This window comes from Streptomyces sp. NPDC037273, assembly GCF_055603625.1.
Genome location: NZ_JBVJVO010000001.1, coordinates 483,174 through 500,768, shown reverse-complemented (window position 1 = coordinate 500,768; position 17,595 = coordinate 483,174). Strand labels below are relative to the sequence as shown.

Genomic DNA, 17,595 nt, shown 5'->3' with positions numbered 1-17,595 from the left:
ACCGGTGTCGCTCCGGCGGCACGGCCCTGGGCGGCTACAGGACGCCGAGGTCGGCGAGGACCTCGTCGGCCGCGCGCTGCCCGGACTCGGCGCCGCCCTCCATGTAGCCCTGGGCCATTTCGGAGGTGTGCTCGCCCGCGAAGTGGGTGTTGCCCTGGCGGACGCCCTCGTAGCCGCCGTACTGGTGGGCGTAGCCGAGGGGCATGGCGGCGTACGAGCCGTACGCGTTCGGGTTGAGCGGCCAGGCGGCGAGCGTGGCCTTGCCGGTCCAGTGGGCGGTGAGGCCCGGGAAGACCGGTTCGAGCTGGGCGAGCGCCGCCAGGGCGTAGCTGGTGATCTGGGGGTCGGACGCGGTGCGGAAGGGCGAGGAGGGGGTGAAGTCCGCGGTGCGGCTGCCGCCGGCGTAGACCGTGAGGATGCCCTTGCCGCCGGGCTGGGCCCTGCTGGAGTCCCAGGAGGTCTGGTAGCCGGTGTCGGTCATGGTGCTGCCGCTGGCCGTGCCCCACGGGCCTGAGCCGTTCCAGTGGCGGGTGTCGAACTGCAGGGAGAGCTTGCAGTTCCTGCCCATGCGCGCCGCGGCGATGCCGGCGAGCTTGCGGCTGTCGAATCCGGCGGCGGACAGGTCGAGCCGCTGCAGGACGCCGGCCGGCAGGGCGAGGACGGTGTGGTCGGCCAGGACCGTCCTCGTACAGCCCGCGGCGGTGAAGGTGAGCAGCTGGCGGCCGCCGGGCGCGGCGGCGACCGATTCGAGCCGCCATCCGTGGCGGACCGTGCCCGGGGGCAGGGCGGCGGCGATGGCCTGCGGGAGGCGCTGGTTGCCGCCGCGGACGCGGTAGCGGGTGTCGCTCTCGCCGAACAGCGCGAAGCCGTTGGGGCTGGGCTGGTAGGCGAGCATGCCGATGATGCCGAGGGCGGACGAGGACGTGGTGTCGCGGCCGAACTCGGTGGTGTAGGCGACGTCGAGGAGCTGCCCGAACGGCGAGGCGTGTCCGCCGGGGACACGGGTGGCGATCCAGTCGTGGATGGACAGGTTCGACAGGGCCACCGCGCCGGGGCTGTTGGCGGCGTTCCAGGCGACCGGCCACTCGAAGGTCGAGAGGTCCTGCTGGAGCGCCGGCCTGATCTTCTTGAAGTCGGCGCTCGCCTGGGCATAGGTGTAGTAGGCGCCGTCGAAGCGGTAGACCTCGGTGGCGCCGGCGGGTTCGGCGGCGCGCAGGTCGTCGAGGGGCAGGTTGAAGCGGGCGGCCAGGCTCTGCATCAGGGCGTGACCGGTGTCGATCATCTCGCCGCCCCATTCGGAGGACTGGCCGTCGCCCCAGTAGGAGCCGGCCGGGTTGGAGTACATGCGGCCGCCGACCCGTGTGTCGGCCTCGTAGACGGCGCTGCCGATGCCGTGGTCGGCGAGGCGCAGGGCCGCGTTCAGTCCCGCGATGCCCGCGCCGACGATCGCGATGACGGGCTGCGCGGTCTCGGCGCGGGCGGTGCCGGCCGCGCCGACGGCGGAGACGGCGGCCAGGCCGGCGCCGGCGGCGAGGCCGCCGAGGACGGTACGGCGGGAGGGGCCCCCGGGGGCCTGGCCGCCGGTGTCGGTGGAGTGTTCGGCGACGATCCGGCGCAGCATGCGGGCCGGTGCGGTGCGTGCCATGTACGGCTCCTTCCAAAGGGGGGCCGGTTCCCTGGGGACGGGAACCGGGAGACGGCGGTGGCGTGGTGTCACCGCCGACGAAGGGAGGCCTGCGCGCGGGTCCCGGGGATCAGCCGAGGTGGCGCGCGGGGCGGCGGTGCGGCCAGCCGTCGAGGAATTCCAGTTCGGCGGCGACGCGGATGAGGGCGGCTTCGTCCCAGGGGCCGGCGATCAGCTGGCTGCCGACGGGGAGGCCCTCGGCCGAGGTGTGGGTCGGCAGGCTGATGGCGGGCTGTCCGGTGATGTTGCAGATCGCGGTGAAGGAGATCATCCGGGTCTCGGTGGTGCGCGGGCCGCCCGGGTCGGCGTTGGCCTCCTCCAGGAGCGCGTCGACCGGCGGCGGCAGGCAGGCCATGGTGGGGGTGAGGAGCAGGTCGAAGTCCTCGCCCCACTGGGCGCGGACCGCCCGCGCCTCCTCGGCGAGGAGGCCCGCGGCCCGGGTGTACTCCCCCGAGTGCCGGCGCGCGGCCCGGTCCATCCGGAACCGCAGGTGCGGCTCGGCGCGCTCCGGCCGCTCGTAGGGGGCGGCCCAGAGGGCGGCGTCCAGGACCGTCTGCGCGTACCCGGTGATCGCCTCCTCGCTGAAGAAGCGCGGGGAGGCCGGGGCGACGTGGTGGCCGAGGGAGACGAGCAGCCGGGCGGTGTGCTCGGCGGCCGCGACGCACTGCGGATCGACGGGGAGTCCGGTGGGCGCCTTGGTGAGCAGGCCGATCCGGAGGCGTCCGGCGTCACGGCCGATCTCGTCGGCGTAGGGCCGCTCGGGGGCGGGCGCCTGGTACATGGCGAGCCGGTCGGGTACGGACATGGCGTCGAGCAGCGCCGCGGCGTCGCGGGTCGTGCGGGTGATGGCGCCTTCGACGGTGGCGTGTTCCCAGCCGGGTACCTGCTGGGGGACGCGGCCGCGGCTGGGCTTGAGTCCGAGCAGTCCACAGGCGGAGGACGGCATCCGGATCGAGCCGCCGCCGTCGTTGGCGTGGGCCACGGGCGCGAGGCCGGCCGCGACGGCCGCCGCGGCGCCGCCGCTGGAGCCGCCCGCGGAGTAGGCGTGGTCCCAGGGGTTGCGGGTGCTGCCGAAGCGGCTGTTGTCGGTGGTCGAGAGCAGGCCCATCTCGGGCGAGTTGGTACGGCCCATGAGGAGGAATCCGGCGTCGAGCAGGCGGCGGACCACCGGTTCGGTGAGGGTGCGGGGCCGGTCGTCGACTCCGTAGGAGCCGTAGGTGGCGGGCTGTCCCTCGACCTGCGTCAACTCCTTGACGGGGATGGGGACGCCGTGGAAGGGCGCCAGCGGGAGCCCGTCGGTGACGGCCTGTTCGGCGCGGCGGGCGGCGGCGATGACGGCTTCCTCGTCGAGCCAGGTGAACGCGGCGAGCTCGCCGTCGTACTCCTTGATCCTGCGGAGGTAGGTCTCGGCGATCTCGACCGGGCTGAGTTCGCGCCTGCGTACGGCCGCCGCGAGGTCGGTGGCCGAGGAGAAGGGGTCCATGGGAGGTGGCTCCAAGCGGGGTGGGGGCGGTCAGCGGACCGCGAGGATGTCGTCGAGGCGGTCGCGCAGACCCGGCCCGTTCGGCGCGTCGAGGACGACCCGCCCGGCCTCCATGACCACGACGTGCCGGCTGTGTTCGAGGAGGGCGCCGGCGTGCTGGTCGACGAGGAGGACGGCCACGCCCGCGGCGGCGATCGTGCCGAGGGCCTCCAGGACGTCGGAGACCACGGAGGGCTGGAGCCCCTGGGTCAGTTCGTCGACGGCGATCAGGGTGCGGCCGGCCAGCATCGCGCGTGCGATGCCCAGTTGCTGCTTCTGCCCGCCGGAGAGCGTGCCGGCCTGCTGGCCCGCGCGGTCGGTGAGGAGCGGGAAGACGGTGTACGGGTCGACGACGGGGACCACGTCACGGCGGCGTGCGAGGCGGAGGTTGTCGGCGACCGTCAGGGACGGGAACACCCCCCGGTCCTCGGGCATCAGCGTGGCGCCGGCCCGGGCGAGCAGCTCGGGACGGCCCGGGGGCAGGTCCCGTCCGTCGAGGCTCACCCGGCCGCCGTGCCGGTCGGCGAGGCCGAAGACGGTCCGCAGGAGGGTCGTCTTGCCGGCGCCGTTGCGGCCGATCAGGGCGGTGATCTCGCCGCCGCGCACGGTGAGACCGGTGGGGCGGACGACGGCGGCCTGCCCGTATCCGCCGGCGAGGTCGGTCAGTTCGAGCATCAGCGTGCTCCCAGGTAGGCGGCGCGGACCTCCGGGTCGGCGGCGACCTCGTCGAGCGGGCCGCGGGCGAGGACCCGGCCGCCGGCGAGGACGACGACCTCGTCGGCGAGTTCCCGCACGATGTCCATGTCGTGTTCGACCACGAGCAGGGCGCAGCCGGTGCGCCGGTTGACCTCGCGGAGTTCGCGGGTGAGGCAGCGGGCGTCGTCGGGTCCGAGTCCGGCGGCGGGTTCGTCGAGGAGCAGCAGCCGGGGCGCGGCGACGAGGACCATGGCGAGTTCGAGGCGTCTGCGGTCGGCGAGCGGCAGGGTGCCGGCCGGCCGGAGTCCGTCCTCGGCGAGGTCGCGGAACGCGTCGGGGGGTTCGGTGGGTTCGGGTGCCTCGATCCGGGCGAGGCGGAGGTTGTCGGCCGGGGAGAGTTCGGCGACGACGCTGGGGATCTGGAACATCCTCCCGACGCCGAGCCCCACCCGCCGGTGCACCGGAAGGCCGGCCGCGTCCGTCCCGAAGAGCCGCAGGGTCCCGGCGTCGGGGGCGAGCTGTCCGGCGACGACGTTGAGGAAGGTGCTCTTCCCCGCGCCGTTCGGCCCGATCAGGCACACGCACCGGCCCGCCTCGACGCTCAGGTCCACCCCGGCGAGCACCTCGACGGGACCGAAGGACTTCCGCACGCCGGTGACGGCGAGCGGGACCCCGCCGTCGGGCGCCTCGGCGGTGGTACGCCCCCGAGTGCGGCGCGCCGCGGCAGGCAGCCGTACGTCGGGCCCGGGCCCGGCGAGCCACCGGCGGGGTGCGGCGGTCAGGCCGGCCGGTGCCACCTGGACGACGAGCAGGAACAGGGCGGCGAGCGCGAGAAGGTACCAGCCCTGCCAGGTGGAGCCCAGGTACTGCTGGCCGACGGTGACGGCGACGGCGCCGACGAAGGGTCCCACCGTCGACCCGCGGCCCCCGAGTGCCAGCCAGATCAGCACGGACGTCGACAGGCCGAGGCCGAACACCTGCGGTGACACAAGGCCCGCCACCGGCGCGTACAGCGCTCCGGCGAGGGCCGCGACGGCCGCGCTCGCGGCGAACGCCGTGGTGCGCACCCGCGTTCCGTCGACGCCGCTCTGCGCGGCCCGCTCCGGGTTGCGGGCGGCGGCCACCAGACGGGCGCCGAACCTGCCGCGCACCACCAGGACTCCGCAGACGGCGACCACGGCCGCGACGGCCCCGAGGGTGACGTAGTACGACGTCACCACGTCGGTTCCCGAGACGGAGAGGCCGTTGGTCCCGCCGGTGACGGAGGCGAGGGCGGTCGCGGCCCGCTGGAGCAGGAGGCCGACGCCGATGGTCAGCAGGATCAGCGGCGCGTCGGGCACCACGGCGGCCAGGCCGATGCGGACGACGGGCACGGCGATGATCACGGCGGCGGCGACGGCCGCGGTCACCGTCAGGGCCTGGGGCAGCCGGTGCTCCTGGCCGAGGGCGACGGCGTACGCGCCGAGTCCGAAGAAGGCTGCGTGTCCGACGCTCAGCAGTCCGGCCCGGCCCCAGCTCAGGTCGAGGCCGTAGGCGAACAGGCCGTGGCAGAGGCCGAGGGTGAGGGTGGCGACGGCGAAGGCGTCGAGGCCGAAGGGCGCGGCGAGCAGACCGGCCGCGGTGAGGGCCGGGAGGGCGAGGCGCAGGAGGCGGCGGACCGTGGACGCGGCCGGGGCGCCCGGCGCCACGGGCACGGTCACGGTCACGAGCAGCCCTTCTTCGGGGTGGTGTCGGCGACCATCGGGCGCGTCGCGGTGACGGTGTAGGCGCCGTCGCGGCCGATGGTGACCTCCCGCATGTCGGCCTGGAGGACGTGGTTGCGGGCTTCGAAGCGGGTGCCCTTGCCCAGGGGGCTGTCGAAGGACAGGGCGCCGATCGCCTTGTTCACGGCGGCGGGGTCGTTGGATCCGGCCTTCTCGGCGGCGGCGAGGAAGAACTTGACGCCGAAGTAGGCGTTGCCCGCCACCTCGGGGATCGGGGCCTTCCACTGGTGGGCGGCCCGGTAGTCCTTCGCGAAGGCGAGGCTCTCGGGGTCGTCGAGCCGGTCGCTCCAGCGCACGGTGTGGGTGCGGCCGGCCACGAGGTCGGCGAGAGCGGGCTGGAAGTCGGCGTCCAGGGACGCGCCCTCGAAGCCGAGCTCGGGCTTGAGGAGGCCGAACTGCCGGCCCTGATTGCCGAAGGTGACGGCGTCAGCGCCGACGACCATGGAGAGGACCGCGTCGGGCCGGGCGGCCTTGAGGCGGCCGATGACCGGCTGCCAGTCGGTCTGGCCGAGGGGGCTGTACTCCTCGGCGACGACGGTGCCGCCCGCCTTCCCCACCAGGTCCTTGGCGACGCCGGCGTAGAAGTGCGGGTAGTTGTAGTCGGAGCCGACGAGGGCGACCTTGGTGCCGTACTTCGCGAGGAGGCCGGGGACGGTGGGGGCGAGCATCTGGCGGGCTGACTCGCCGAAGCCCCACTGGTAGGAGTAGCAGTGCTCGGTGTCGCCGAGGATGGCGGTGCCGAAGGGCACGTGTGCCTCGTCGGCGACCCGGCCGACCGCTTCGGCGGTGTCGCCGGTGATGGTGCCGAACAGCATCGTCACCTTGTCCTGGCGGACCAGACGGCGGGCGAGCTGGGTGGAGTTGGCGGGGTCTCCGGCGTCGTCGACGACGACGTACTCCACGGGTCGGCCGTGCACGCCGCCGTCGGCGTTGACCTTCCTGACGGCGAGTTCCAGGCCGTTGCGCAGGGCGGTGCCGACCTGGGAGACCGGTCCGGTGAGCGGGACGATCACACCGATCTTCACCGGGCCGCCGGCGGCCGGGGTGTCGTCGCCGGAGACGGCGGCGCCCTGACAGCCGGTGAGCGCGAGGGCGAGGAGGGCCGCGACCGCCGGCGCGGTGGGGCGGGGTGCGGGCGTCACGCGGCGCTCGCGGGCGCGGGGGTACGACGGAACCATGCGGAGAACCTTCCGATCCAGGGGCGCGAGCGCAGGGCGGCGATCGCTACGACGACGGCGTAGAAGAGGGCTTCGGCGAGGGTGTCGGAGAGCCAGGTGCGCAGCAGCACCGACAGGGCGGAGATCAGCAGGGCGGCGCCGGCGGCGGTGGCCAGGGCTCCCGGGCGGCTGAGCAGCAGGCCGAAGAAGACGGGGACGAGCAGGCCGAAGCCCATGCCGGGGTTGACGGCGAGCACGGGGCTGTAGAGCGCCCCGGCGAGGATCGCGAGCAGGCCGCCGATCGTGAACGCGGTGGCGCGCATCCGGCGCGGGTCGGTGCCGAGCAGCGCCGCCATGGAAGGGTTGTCGGCCACGGCGCGCAGCCTCAGGCCCCAGTCGGTGCGGTGGGCGGCGAACAGGACGAGCCCGATGACGGCGACCGCGGTCAGCGCGCAGACCAGCCGGTAGGCCGGGTACGGGGTGCCGAGGACGTCCAGGGTGCCGTCCACGGGTACGGCGACCGTGCGGGAGGTGCCGGTGAAGAGGAGTTCCGCGCCCTGCCGCAGCGCCATGCCCAGACCCCAGGTGACCAGCATGGCGGCGAGCCCGTCGGAGCCGGGGCGCCGCAGCAGCAGCCGCTCGATGGCCAGGAGCAGCGGCACTCCCGCCGCGAGGGCGAGCAGGGTGCGGAGGCCGAAGGGGGCGGCGGTCGCGGTCGCCGCGACGTACGCGCCCGCCATGGCCAGGTCCCCCTGGGCGAGGTTGACCACCCGGGTCGCGGCGAAGATCACCGCGATGCCGACCGTGAGCAGGCCGTAGAGGCCGAACTGGCCAAGGATGGCCAGAAGTACATCCATCTGTTACCGCCTCTGTGCTTCCGGGTGCAGCGGGGACTCTGCGAGCATCTGGCAATCCCGCGAAGGCCACTGGCCCGGCAGCGCACGGTTCTGTGCCCGCAGCGCGGGGACCGCACGGCGCGAAGGGCGCGGCGGTGCGGGCTGGGGGGAGAACGACATGCCGGTGGAACGACGCGACGACGGCAACCTGGTCTTCGGCTACCTCGACACCGCGTCGGCGGACCTGTCGGGCGCCTCCGACACGGTGCTCGTCCGGGCACGGGCGGGCGACGAGGGGTACGCGGCCGACATGCGGCCCAGCCGTTTCGGGGCGCTGAGCGGCTGTGACATCAGCGGCGAGCAGGAGATCAGGGTCATGCCCCGCCGCTCCCCCGCGGCGCCCCGGCCGGGCCATCTCCTCGGCCTGCTCGTCTCGGGTCGCGGCGAGCTGGAGCAGGACGGGCGGCTCGCGGAGCTCGCGCCGGGCGACTTCGTGCTCTACACCGGCGCCCGTCCGTTCCGCCTGGAACTGGGCTCGTCCCACCGGTACTTCGTCCTGGCTCTCGACGCCGCCACGGCCGGGCACCTGGCCAGTGCCGGCGGCCCGGTGACCGCAAACGCCGCCCTGCCCCGCTCGCCCAGCGGCCGGGTCCTCGCGGCGATGGTCGGCGAACTCGCCGAGCGCGCCCAGGGGTTCGGCCCGCTGGCGCGCCGCGACATGGGCGAGCACGTGTCGGCGATCCTCCGCACCCTGCTCCGCGAGACGTCCGGCACGGGCGCCGCGCCCGCCACCGGCGCGGCGGGCGTCCTGGACCGCGTCCTCGGCTACATCGACGACCGACTGGCCGAGGACCTCTCACCGGGCGCGATCGCCGCGGCCCACCACATCTCGGTCCGCCATCTCCACGCCCTGTTCCGCGAGTCGGGCACGACCGTCGGCGACCACGTCCGCCGTCGCCGTCTCGAACGCATCCGCCGCGACCTCCTCGACCCCGCCCTCTCCCACCTCCCCGCCTACTCCCTCGCCGCCCGCAGCGGCCTCGGTGAGGCCAGCCACTTCAGCCGCGTCTTCCGCGCCGAGTTCGGCCTCTCCCCCCGCGCCCTGCGCGCGCAGGCCCGCGGCACGACGGGCTGAACCCGGCGGCGGCGGGTCGGAACGGCCGCACCCCGCACCCCGATCGGTTCCGGGTGCGGGGCGCGGGAGATCACAGGGGCCGGTCGTGGCCCTCCCAGTACGGGTCGCGGAGGCGGCGCTTGTAGAGCTTGCCGTTGGGGTCGCGGGGCATGGCGGGGATGAAGTCGACGGATTTGGGGCGTTTGAAGCCGGCGAGGCGGTCGGCGCAGTGGGCGAGGATGGCAGCGGCGAGGTCGGGTCCCGGGTGGTGGCCTTCGGCGGCCTCGACGACGGCCTTGACCTCTTCGCCCCAGTCGGCGTGGGGGATGCCGAAGGCGGCGGCGTCGGCGACGGCGGGGTGGGAGAGGAGGGCGGCCTCGATCTCGGCGGGGTAGATGTTGACGCCGCCGGAGATGATCATGTCGATCTTGCGGTCGCGGAGGTAGAGGTAGCCGTCCTCGTCGAGGACGCCGAGGTCGCCGACGGTGAAGAAGTCGCCGATGCGGTTCTTCGCGGTCTTGGCCTCGTCCTTGTGGTACTGGAAGCCGCCGGTGTTCATCTTGAGGTAGACGGTGCCGACTTCGCCGGCCGGCAGCCGCTTCCCGTCGTCGTCGAAGACGGCGAGTTCGCTGATGGGCCAGGCCCTGCCGACCGTGCCGGGGCGCTTCAGCCACTCCTCGGCGGTGGCGAAGGCGCCGCCGCCCTCGCTGGCCGCGTAGTACTCCTCGACGCAGCGCCCCCACCAGTCGATCATCGCCCGCTTGACGTGCTCGGGGCAGGGCGCGGCGCCGTGGATGGCGTGGCGCATCGAGGAGACGTCGTAGCGCCCCCGTACGTCCTGCGGGAGGGCGAGCAGCCGGTGGAACTGGGTGGGGACCATGTGCGTGTGGGTGCAGGCGTACCGGTCGATGAGGCGGAGCATCTCCTCCGGTGTCCAGCGGTCCATCAGGACGAGCGGGTGTCCGATGTGGAGGGCGGCCGCGGCGAACTGGAGCACGGCCGTGTGGTAGAGCGGGGAGCAGACGAGGTGGACGTTCCCTTCGGCGGGCCGGATGCCGAAGATGCCGAGGAAGCCGCCGAGGTGGGTCTCCTCGGGGAGCTTTCCGGGGAGGGGCCGGCGGATGCCGCGGGGGCGTCCGGTGGTGCCGGAGGTGTAGTTCATGACCCAGCCGAGGGTGCGGTCGGCGGGGGCCGCCTCGTCCTGGCCGTCGAGGAGTTCGGCGTACGGCCGGAAGCCGGGGACGGCGCCGACCGCGTACCGGTGCGTGGCGGCGAGTCCGGCCTCGTCGGCGGCGAGGGTGACCGCGTCGGCGAACCGCTCGTGGGCGATGAGGACCTTGGCGCCGGAGTCGGCGACGATCCAGGCGATCTCGGGGCCGACGAAGTGGTGGTTGACCGGCACGAGGTAGAAGCCGGCCTGGGTGGCGGCCAGATGGGCCGTGAAGAACTCGGGACCGTTGGGCAGCACGACGGCGAAGGCGTCGCCGCGCTCCAGGCCCGCGGCGCGCAGCCCGTGCACGAGACGGTTGGCCGCCGCGTGCAGCTGCCCGGCGCTCCACTCCTCGCCGTCGGGCGCGACGAGCACCGTGCGGCCGGGGTCGGCGGCCGCCTGGGACCAGAATCCGGTGGGACCGTTGCTCACTGGGCGCTCCGTCCGGCGATGCGGTTGATGCGGTCGACGGCCTTCTCGAAGCCGCGGGTGAGCTCGTCGACGACCTGCTGGACGCTGCGCTCGGAGTTCATCCGGCCGACGATCTGGCCGACGGGGGTGCCGAGGAGCGGCTCGACCTCGTACTTCTGGATACGGGAGACGGCCTCGGCGACCAAGAGCCCTTGGAGCGGCATGGGGAGCGGGCCGGGGCCCGCCGGGTCGTCCCAGGCGTCGGTCCATTCGGTACGGAGCTGACGGGCGGGCTTGCCGGTCAGGGCGCGGGAGCGGACCGTGTCGCCGGAACCGGCGGCGAGGAGCTTCTCGGTGAGGGCGCGGGAGTGCAGCTCGGCCTCGGTGGTGGTGAGCCAGATCGAGCCGAGCCAGACGCCCTGGGCGCCGAGCGCGAGTCCTGCGGCGATCTGTTCGCCGCTGCCGATGCCTCCGGCGGCGAGCACGGGGAGCGGGGAGACGGCGTCGACGACCTCGGGGGTGAGGACCATGGAGGCGATCTCGCCGGTGTGGCCGCCGGCTTCGTAGCCCTGGGCGACGACGACGTCGATGCCCGCCTCGGCGTGGTGCCGGGCGTGCCGGGCGCTGCCGGCGAGGGCGGCGACGAGCACGCCGTGTTCGTGGGCGCGGGCGACGACGTCCGGCGGCGGCGAGCCGAGGGCGTTGGCGAGCAGCTTGATGGGGTAGTCGAAGGCCACGTCCAGCTGGCTGCGGGCGACCTGCTCCATCCAGCCGGTGATCCGCCAGCCGGAGGCCTCGCCCTCGGCGAGTTCGGGCACGCCGTGCTTGGCGAGGGTCGCGCGGACGAACGCCCGGTGCTCCTCGGGGATCATGGCCTCGATCTCGGCCTCGGTGACCCCTTCGACCGCCTTCTTCGCGGGCATCACGACGTCGAGGCCGTAGGGCAGCCCGTCGGTGTGCTCCTGCATCCAGTCGAGGTCGCGGGCGAGGTCGTCGGGGGCGGTGTAGCGGACCGCGCCCAGGACGCCGAACCCGCCCGCTCTGGTCAGTGCGGCGGCCACCGCGGGGAAGGGCGTGAAGCCGAAGATGGCGTGCTCGATCCCCAGGGTGCGACTCAGCTCCGTCTTCATGGGCGGCAGGATGCCCCAGCCGTGCGACGGAGGGAAGAGGTTTTCTGATGCATCGTCAGATTCTTTGCGGTCGGACGGTTGGCGGCGCGCCCGGGTTTCGCCGTCGGCCCCCGTGGGAGAGGGTGGGCATGACGGAGCACGCGAAGCGAGAGGGAGGGCCGAGCCGCCGCGCCTTCGGCGGCGGCATCCTGGCCCTCGGAGGTGCGCTGATGATCGGTGCGGTGCCAGGGGCGGCGGCGTCCCCGGAGCGGGGTACGGGGGCGGGGGGCACGCCCTCGGCCGGGTCCGGGAGCGCCGTGGGGCCCGAGGGCGGGTTCGGGCCCGAGGGCGGGTTCGGTTCCGGGTCCGGTGGCTTCTCCGCGGCGCGGCGGACCACCCTGCGCCGGGGGTCGGCCGAGCGGGCGGGGCTGCTCGCCCCTCACCTGGACCGGCTGGTCACGGAGGCCGAGTCCTTCCTGGGGCCGTCCCCGGACCATCCCTGGTACGCGGGCGCGGTGCTGCTCGCCGGGCGCGGCGGGACCGTCGCCCTGCACCGGGCGATCGGTTGGGCCGTGCGGTACGCGGCGTACGACGAGAAGACCGGCACCGGGGTCGAGCTGCCGCCCGAGGAGCGGCGGCCGATGACCGAGGACACCGTCTTCGACCTGGCGTCGGTCACCAAGCTGTTCACCTCGATCCTGGCGGTGCAGCAGATCGAGCGCGGGGCCCTGGACCTGGAGGCGAGGGTCACGACGTATCTGCCGGAGTTCGGGGGCGGCGGGAAGGGGGACATCACAGTCCGTCAGCTGCTCACCCACACCTCGGGGTTCAGGTCCTGGATCCCGCTGTACCGGGAACCGACGCGGGAGGGGAAGCTGCGGCTGCTGTGGGCGGAGAAGCCGGTGAGCCCGCCGGGATCCACGTACCTCTACTCGGATCTGAATCTGGTCACGCTCCAGCTGATCCTGGAGGAGATCACCGCTCGCGGTCTGGAGACACTGCTCCACGACGAGATCACCGCTCCGCTCGGGATGCACCGCACGCGTTTCAACCCGCCGCTCTCGTGGCGGCCCGACATCGCCGCCACCGAGGACGCCCGACCGCCGTGGTCCGGCCTCGACCGGGGCATGGTGTGGGGCGAGGTCCACGACGAGAACGCCTACGGTCTCGGCGGGATCGCCGGCCACGCCGGGATCTTCTCGTGCGCCTGGGACCTCGCCGTCCTCGCCCGCACGCTCCTCAACGGCGGGGCCTACGGCCGGGCCCGCATCCTCTCCCCCGCCTCCGTGGAGCTGATGTTCACCGACTTCAACACCGCTTTCCCCGGCGACGAGCACGGTCTCGGCTTCGAGCTCTACCAGCACTGGTACATGGGCGCGATGGCCACGCCCCACACGGCCGGCCACACCGGCTTCACCGGCACCAGCCTCGTCCTCGACCCGACGACCGACTCCTTCCTGATCGTCCTCGGCAACTCCGTCCACCCCGTCCGCTCCTGGCGCTCCGGCTCCGCCCCGCGCGTCGCCACGGCGGACGCCCTGGCCCGCGCGGTCCCGGTGCGCCCCGCCCGGAACCGCACCTCGCCCGGCCGGCACGCCCCCTGGTTCGCCGGCATGGCGAGCGCCACGACCGCGACACTGACGCTCCCTTCCGCCCCGGGCGCCACGTCCCTGCGGTGCGCGCTGTGGTGGGACACCGAGCCGGGCGCCGACCCCGTCGTCCTGGAGTCCTCCGCCGACGGCGGCACGAGCTGGCGGCCCGTGCCCTTCACCGTCGACCGCGGGCTCCCGCGGCCGACGGGCGCGGTCGGCGGCTGGTCGGGCCGCCGCTGGCACACCGTGTCCGCGCCGCTGCCCGGAGCCCCGGTACTGCTTCGCTGGCGGTACACCACGGACCGGCGGTACGTGGGGCGGGGCGTGTACGTGGACGGGCTGAGGCTCCTGGACGCGGCGGGGCGGCCGGTGTTCGACGACGCCCGGCCGGCGGACGGGGCGCGGATCGAGGCCCGGGGCTGGGACCGCTCGGCCGACTGAGCCCCGCGCGGGGCGGGCCGTACGGGGAGGCGGTCGGGGCCTCGCGCGGAAGCCGGCCGAGGCCGGGCGGATGGGTGGGTCAGAAGGTGAGGGCCGTCGTCCTGGCCGTGCGGGCGCGCAGGTCACAGGCGTTGGAGTAGGTCTCCGACCAGGAGACGCGGCGGCCCTGCCAGACGCCGTCGCCGGTGATCGTCACGGGGGCCCACTCGCGGGTACAGGGGCGGCGGCCCGCTAAGGCCGTCAGGGCGCCCAGGTCGCCTTCGGACGCGGCGAGTTCGGCGCAGGCGGTCGCGGGGCTGGGGTAGGTGCCGCCGGGGGTGGGGGCGCAGCTCAGGGTGACGGCGCGGACGATCCTGGCGGTGGCGGGGTCGTCGCCCTCGCCGAGGGTGAGGACGAGGGCCGACGGCGGGTAGAGGCCGGCGGGCGCGGCCTCGGCGGTGCCGGTGATCGCGGTGCCGATGAGGGCGAGGCCGGTGAGGGTGGCGAGCGCGGTGGCGCCGAGGGTACGGAAGTAAAGCACGGGGGTGTCCCTTCGCGTGGGTTCGGGGGTGCGAGCCGGTCGGCTGCGGAGAGGAGTCTTGTCGACGCGAAGAGTGATCGCACATCCGTCCGCATTTTCCGGCCGTATGCACGTATCGATCCCGACCGATTGGTCGTTCGGGGAGCTGGGGAGGGGTGCGGGACGGGTCACGAGCGGTCAGAGGCCCGTGCGACCGGAGGGCTGTACAAGCTTGCACGACCCCCTCACCTGCGCGGACGCGGGAAAAGTTCGAGATTGGAGCAATCGTACGAGCGCTTGATCGTCCGGAAGTCTGCCGTCAGCTCCGGGGTCCTGCCGCGTCACCGAGCGCCGCGAGGACCGGGCTGATCAGCGGGTGGTCCTCGGCGCCACGCCGCACCGCGGCGAAGACCCGGCGCGTCGGCGCGACGCCGTCGACGGGGCGGACCTCCACACCGGTGAGCTCCACGCCGCGCAGGGCGGAGCGCGGCACGAGCGCCACGCCGGCCGCGGCGGAGGCGAGGGCGACGACGGCGCGGAAGTCGTCGGAGGCGTGTTCGAGGCGCGGTGCGAATCCGGCGAACTCGCAGGCCAGGACCGTCACATCGCGGCAGGGGTTGCCGACGGACTGGCCGATCCAGGCGTCCTTGGCGAGGTCCCCGAGCGCGACGCGCTCGCCGGCGGCCAGCGGGTGGCCCGGCGGCAGGACCGCGTCGAAGGGTTCCGCGTAGAGGGGGACGCGGGTGAGCCGGGCGTCGTCCTCGCCGGGGGCGCCCCGGTACTCGACGGCGACGGCCACGTCGACCTGCCGGTCGAGGACCATCATCAGGCTCTCGTCGCCCTCGGCGTCCCGCACCCGGACCCGGATGCCGGGCGCGGTGCGGGAGAGGGCGGCGATGGCGGGGGCCACCACGAGGCCGATGCCGGTGGCGAAGGCCGCGACCGTGACCGTACCGGCCTCGCCCGAGCCGTAGGCGGCGAGTTCGGACTCGGCGCGCTCCAGCTGGGCCAGGACGGCGTTGGCGTGGCTGAGCAGGATCTCGCCGGCCGGGGTGAGCCGCGCGCCGCGGGCGTTGCGGTCGACCAGGCGGTGACCGGTCTCCTGCTCGAGGGCGGCGAGCTGCTGGGAGACCGCGGAGGGGGTGAGATAGAGCGCGGCGGCCGCCGCCGTGACCGTGCGGTGGTCTGCCACCGCACGGAGGATGTGCAACCGCCGCGCTTCGATCATGTTCCTATTTTCGCAGGGCCGGAGCCCTGCTCAGGCCCCTCGCGGGGCCCTGCCGCGCCCCGCTCAGACGTCGAGGGCCGCGCGGGCGTCCACGAAGGCGTCGACGGCCCGGTTCACGTCCTCCGTCGAGTGCGCGGCGGACAGCTGCACGCGGATGCGCGCCTGGCCCTGCGGCACGACCGGGTACGAGAAGCCGATCACGTACACGCCGCGCTCCAGGAGCAGCTCGGCCATGCGGCCGGCGACGGCGGCGTCGCCGATCATGACGGGGGCGATGGCGTGGTCGCCGGGGAGGATGTCGAAGCCCTCCTCGGTCATGCGGGAGCGGAAGAGCGCCGTGTTGGCGTTCAGGCGCTCGCGCAGGTCGCCGGCGGACTCCAGGAGGTCGAGGACCTTGAGGGAGGCGGCGGCGATGACCGGGGCGAGGGTGTTCGAGAAGAGGTACGGGCGCGAGCGCTGGCGCAGCAGGGCGACGATCTCGGCGCGGGCCGCGACGTAGCCGCCGGAGGCACCGCCGAGGGCCTTGCCGAGGGTGCCGGTGATGATGTCGACGCGGTCCATGACGCCGTGCAGCTCGGGGGTGCCGCGGCCGCCGGGGCCGACGAAGCCGACGGCGTGCGAGTCGTCGACCATGACCATGGCGTCGTACTGCTCGGCGAGGTCGCAGATCTCGTCGAGCGGGGCGACGTAGCCGTCCATGGAGAAGACGCCGTCGGTGACGATCAGCTTGCGGCGGGCGCCGCCCTCGACGGCGGCCTTGAGCTGCTGCTCCAGGTCGGCCATGTCGCGGTTGGCGTAGCGGAAGCGGCGGGCCTTGGAGAGGCGGATGCCGTCGATGATCGAGGCGTGGTTGAGGGCGTCGGAGATGACGGCGTCCTCGGGGCCGAGGATCGTCTCGAAGACGCCGCCGTTGGCGTCGAAGCAGGAGGAGTAGAGGATCGTGTCCTCCTGGCCGAGGAACGAGGAAAGCCGCGCCTCCAGCTCCTTGTGGACCTCCTGGGTGCCGCAGATGAAGCGGACGGACGCCATGCCGTAGCCCCAGCGGTCGAGCGCCTCGTGGGCGGCCGCGATGATCTCGGGGTTGTCGGCGAGGCCGAGGTAGTTGTTGGCGCAGAAGTTCAGGACCTCGCCGGGGCGGCCGCCCGCGGTGACGGCGACGGTGGCCGACTGCGGGGTGCCGATGACGCGCTCGGGCTTGTGCAGCCCGGCCTCGCGGATCTCGTCGAGGGTGGTACGGATGTCGTCGCGTACGGAATCGAACATGAATCAGGCTCCCGCAGTCCAGTCGAGGATGATCTTGCCGCTCTTGCCGGAGGCCGCGTCGTCGAAGGCGGCCTCGAAGTCGGTGAAGTCGTAGCGGCCGGTGATGACGGGGCTGAGGTCGAGACCCGCCTCCAGAAGCACCGACATCGCGTACCAGGTCTCGAACATCTCGCGGCCGTAGATGCCCTTGACCGTGATCATGGACGTGACGATCTTCGCCCAGTCGACGGCGAAGTCCTCGGCGGGCAGGCCGAGCATGGCGATCTTTCCGCCGTTGGTCATGTTGGCGACCATGTCACGCATCGCGTGCGGGTTGCCGGACATCTCCAGGCCGACGTCGAAGCCCTCCTTGAGCCCGAGGGTGCGCTGGCCGTCGGCGATGGTCTGCTCGGCGACGTTGAGGGCGAGGGAGACGCCCGTCTTGCGGGCCAGGGCGAGGCGCTCCTCGCTGACGTCGGTGATGACGACGTTGCGGGCGCCGGCGTGCTTGGCGACGGCGGCGGCCATGATGCCGATCGGGCCCGCGCCGGTGACCAGGACGTCCTCGCCGACGAGCGGGAAGGAGAGCGCGGTGTGCACGGCGTTGCCGAACGGGTCGAAGATCGCGGCGACGTCGAGGTCGACGGGGACGCGGTGCACCCACACGTTGGAGGCGGGCAGCGCGACGTACTCGGCGAAGGCGCCGTCGCGGCCGACGCCGAGACCGATGGTGGCGCGGCAGAGGTGGCGGCGGCCGGCCAGACAGTTGCGGCACTTGCCGCAGACGAGGTGGCCCTCGCCGCTCACCAGGTCGCCGATGGCGATGTCGGCGACGTCACGGCCGACGGAGACGACCTCGCCGACGAACTCGTGGCCGATCGTCAGCGGGGTGGCGATGGTCTTCTGCGCCCAGCCGTCCCACGAGCGGATGTGCAGGTCGGTGCCGCAGATGCCGGTCCGCTTGACCTTGATGAGCACGTCCCCCGGGCCGGTCTCCGGCTCGGGCACGTCCGTGAGCCAGAGTCCCGGCTCCGCCTTCAGCTTGACCAGCGCCTTCAATGCAACGGCTCCCGACGTGCGTGTTCCTGTGA

General features: G+C 73.8%; 14 protein-coding genes. 2 read left to right on the top strand and 12 right to left on the bottom strand.

The genetic code is table 11. From position 1 onward, the window contains the following. Positions 1-34: 34 nt before the first annotated feature. The 6 genes from ACZ7G1_RS02180 to ACZ7G1_RS02155 form a co-directional block, all read right to left on the bottom strand. Positions 35-1,645, bottom strand: coding sequence for a flavin monoamine oxidase family protein (locus tag ACZ7G1_RS02180; protein ID WP_470877693.1), 1,611 nt, complete (start codon positions 1,643-1,645; stop codon positions 35-37). A gap of 109 nt (positions 1,646-1,754) precedes the next feature. Further along, the gene (locus ACZ7G1_RS02175; RefSeq protein WP_470877692.1) at positions 1,755-3,167 is read right to left on the bottom strand and encodes an amidase; all 1,413 of its coding nucleotides are present in this window, start codon (positions 3,165-3,167) and stop codon (positions 1,755-1,757) included. A gap of 30 nt (positions 3,168-3,197) precedes the next feature. Then, on the bottom strand, positions 3,198-3,881 hold the full coding sequence (locus tag ACZ7G1_RS02170) for an ABC transporter ATP-binding protein (protein ID WP_470877691.1): 684 nt from the start codon (positions 3,879-3,881) through the stop codon (positions 3,198-3,200). Continuing rightward, on the bottom strand, positions 3,881-5,608 hold the full coding sequence (locus ACZ7G1_RS02165) for a branched-chain amino acid ABC transporter ATP-binding protein/permease (RefSeq protein ID WP_470877690.1): 1,728 nt from the start codon (positions 5,606-5,608) through the stop codon (positions 3,881-3,883). The genes ACZ7G1_RS02170 and ACZ7G1_RS02165 overlap by 1 nt, the downstream gene beginning before the upstream one ends. Beyond that, positions 5,605-6,843 carry an ABC transporter substrate-binding protein gene (locus tag ACZ7G1_RS02160; protein ID WP_470877689.1) on the bottom strand — a complete coding sequence of 413 codons (1,239 nt, stop codon included), beginning with the start codon at positions 6,841-6,843 and terminating at the stop codon, positions 5,605-5,607. The genes ACZ7G1_RS02165 and ACZ7G1_RS02160 overlap by 4 nt, the downstream gene beginning before the upstream one ends. Next, entirely contained in the window at positions 6,804-7,679 is an 876-nt protein-coding gene (locus tag ACZ7G1_RS02155; protein WP_470877688.1) for a branched-chain amino acid ABC transporter permease, read from the bottom strand. The genes ACZ7G1_RS02160 and ACZ7G1_RS02155 overlap by 40 nt, the downstream gene beginning before the upstream one ends. Before the next feature lie 157 nt (positions 7,680-7,836). On the opposite strand from ACZ7G1_RS02155, the gene ACZ7G1_RS02150 reads away from it, so the two are divergent. After that, entirely contained in the window at positions 7,837-8,793 is a 957-nt protein-coding gene (locus ACZ7G1_RS02150; RefSeq protein ID WP_470877687.1) for a helix-turn-helix domain-containing protein, read from the top strand. A gap of 70 nt (positions 8,794-8,863) precedes the next feature. Here the strand turns inward: ACZ7G1_RS02150 and ACZ7G1_RS02145 are convergent, their stop codons facing one another. After that, positions 8,864-10,414 carry an acyl-CoA synthetase gene (locus ACZ7G1_RS02145; RefSeq protein WP_470877686.1) on the bottom strand — a complete coding sequence of 517 codons (1,551 nt, stop codon included), beginning with the start codon at positions 10,412-10,414 and terminating at the stop codon, positions 8,864-8,866. Then, positions 10,411-11,523, bottom strand: a complete 1,113-nt coding sequence (locus ACZ7G1_RS02140; protein ID WP_470877685.1) for an NAD(P)H-dependent flavin oxidoreductase — start codon at positions 11,521-11,523, stop codon at positions 10,411-10,413. The genes ACZ7G1_RS02145 and ACZ7G1_RS02140 overlap by 4 nt, the downstream gene beginning before the upstream one ends. A 128-nt stretch (positions 11,524-11,651) precedes the next feature. Here ACZ7G1_RS02140 and ACZ7G1_RS02135 point away from each other — a divergent pair, with 128 nt between their 5' ends. Continuing rightward, complete coding sequence (locus ACZ7G1_RS02135; RefSeq protein WP_470877684.1) at positions 11,652-13,535, top strand: serine hydrolase domain-containing protein; 1,884 nt, start codon at positions 11,652-11,654, stop codon at positions 13,533-13,535. Between the two features lie 79 nt (positions 13,536-13,614). Here the strand turns inward: ACZ7G1_RS02135 and ACZ7G1_RS02130 are convergent, their stop codons facing one another. The 4 genes from ACZ7G1_RS02130 to tdh form a co-directional block, all read right to left on the bottom strand. Then, a complete protein-coding gene (locus tag ACZ7G1_RS02130) occupies positions 13,615-14,055 on the bottom strand; it encodes a subtilase-type protease inhibitor (RefSeq protein WP_470877683.1) in 441 nt (146 codons plus the stop codon). A gap of 298 nt (positions 14,056-14,353) precedes the next feature. After that, the gene (locus tag ACZ7G1_RS02125; protein WP_470877682.1) at positions 14,354-15,262 is read right to left on the bottom strand and encodes a LysR family transcriptional regulator; all 909 of its coding nucleotides are present in this window, start codon (positions 15,260-15,262) and stop codon (positions 14,354-14,356) included. A 63-nt stretch (positions 15,263-15,325) separates the two neighbouring features. After that, positions 15,326-16,525 carry a glycine C-acetyltransferase gene (locus ACZ7G1_RS02120; RefSeq protein WP_470877681.1) on the bottom strand — a complete coding sequence of 400 codons (1,200 nt, stop codon included), beginning with the start codon at positions 16,523-16,525 and terminating at the stop codon, positions 15,326-15,328. Between the two features lie 3 nt (positions 16,526-16,528). Then, on the bottom strand, positions 16,529-17,563 hold the full coding sequence (gene tdh / locus ACZ7G1_RS02115) for an L-threonine 3-dehydrogenase (RefSeq protein ID WP_470877680.1): 1,035 nt from the start codon (positions 17,561-17,563) through the stop codon (positions 16,529-16,531). Between the last annotated feature and the right edge of the window lie 32 nt (positions 17,564-17,595).

What these genes read in the sequence shown, in the direction of transcription:
- ACZ7G1_RS02180 (WP_470877693.1), bottom strand. Translation starts at nt 1,645, where the DNA reads ATGGCACGCACCGCACCGGCCCGCATGCTGCGCCGGATCGTCGCCGAA.
- ACZ7G1_RS02175 (WP_470877692.1), bottom strand. Translation starts at nt 3,167, where the DNA reads ATGGACCCCTTCTCCTCGGCCACCGACCTCGCGGCGGCCGTACGCAGG.
- ACZ7G1_RS02170 (WP_470877691.1), bottom strand. Translation starts at nt 3,881, where the DNA reads ATGCTCGAACTGACCGACCTCGCCGGCGGATACGGGCAGGCCGCCGTC.
- ACZ7G1_RS02160 (WP_470877689.1), bottom strand. Translation starts at nt 6,843, where the DNA reads ATGGTTCCGTCGTACCCCCGCGCCCGCGAGCGCCGCGTGACGCCCGCA.
- ACZ7G1_RS02155 (WP_470877688.1), bottom strand. Translation starts at nt 7,679, where the DNA reads ATGGATGTACTTCTGGCCATCCTTGGCCAGTTCGGCCTCTACGGCCTG.
- ACZ7G1_RS02150 (WP_470877687.1), top strand. Translation starts at nt 7,837, where the DNA reads ATGCCGGTGGAACGACGCGACGACGGCAACCTGGTCTTCGGCTACCTC.
- ACZ7G1_RS02140 (WP_470877685.1), bottom strand. Translation starts at nt 11,523, where the DNA reads ATGAAGACGGAGCTGAGTCGCACCCTGGGGATCGAGCACGCCATCTTC.
- ACZ7G1_RS02135 (WP_470877684.1), top strand. Translation starts at nt 11,652, where the DNA reads ATGACGGAGCACGCGAAGCGAGAGGGAGGGCCGAGCCGCCGCGCCTTC.
- ACZ7G1_RS02125 (WP_470877682.1), bottom strand. Translation starts at nt 15,262, where the DNA reads ATGATCGAAGCGCGGCGGTTGCACATCCTCCGTGCGGTGGCAGACCAC.
- ACZ7G1_RS02120 (WP_470877681.1), bottom strand. Translation starts at nt 16,525, where the DNA reads ATGTTCGATTCCGTACGCGACGACATCCGTACCACCCTCGACGAGATC.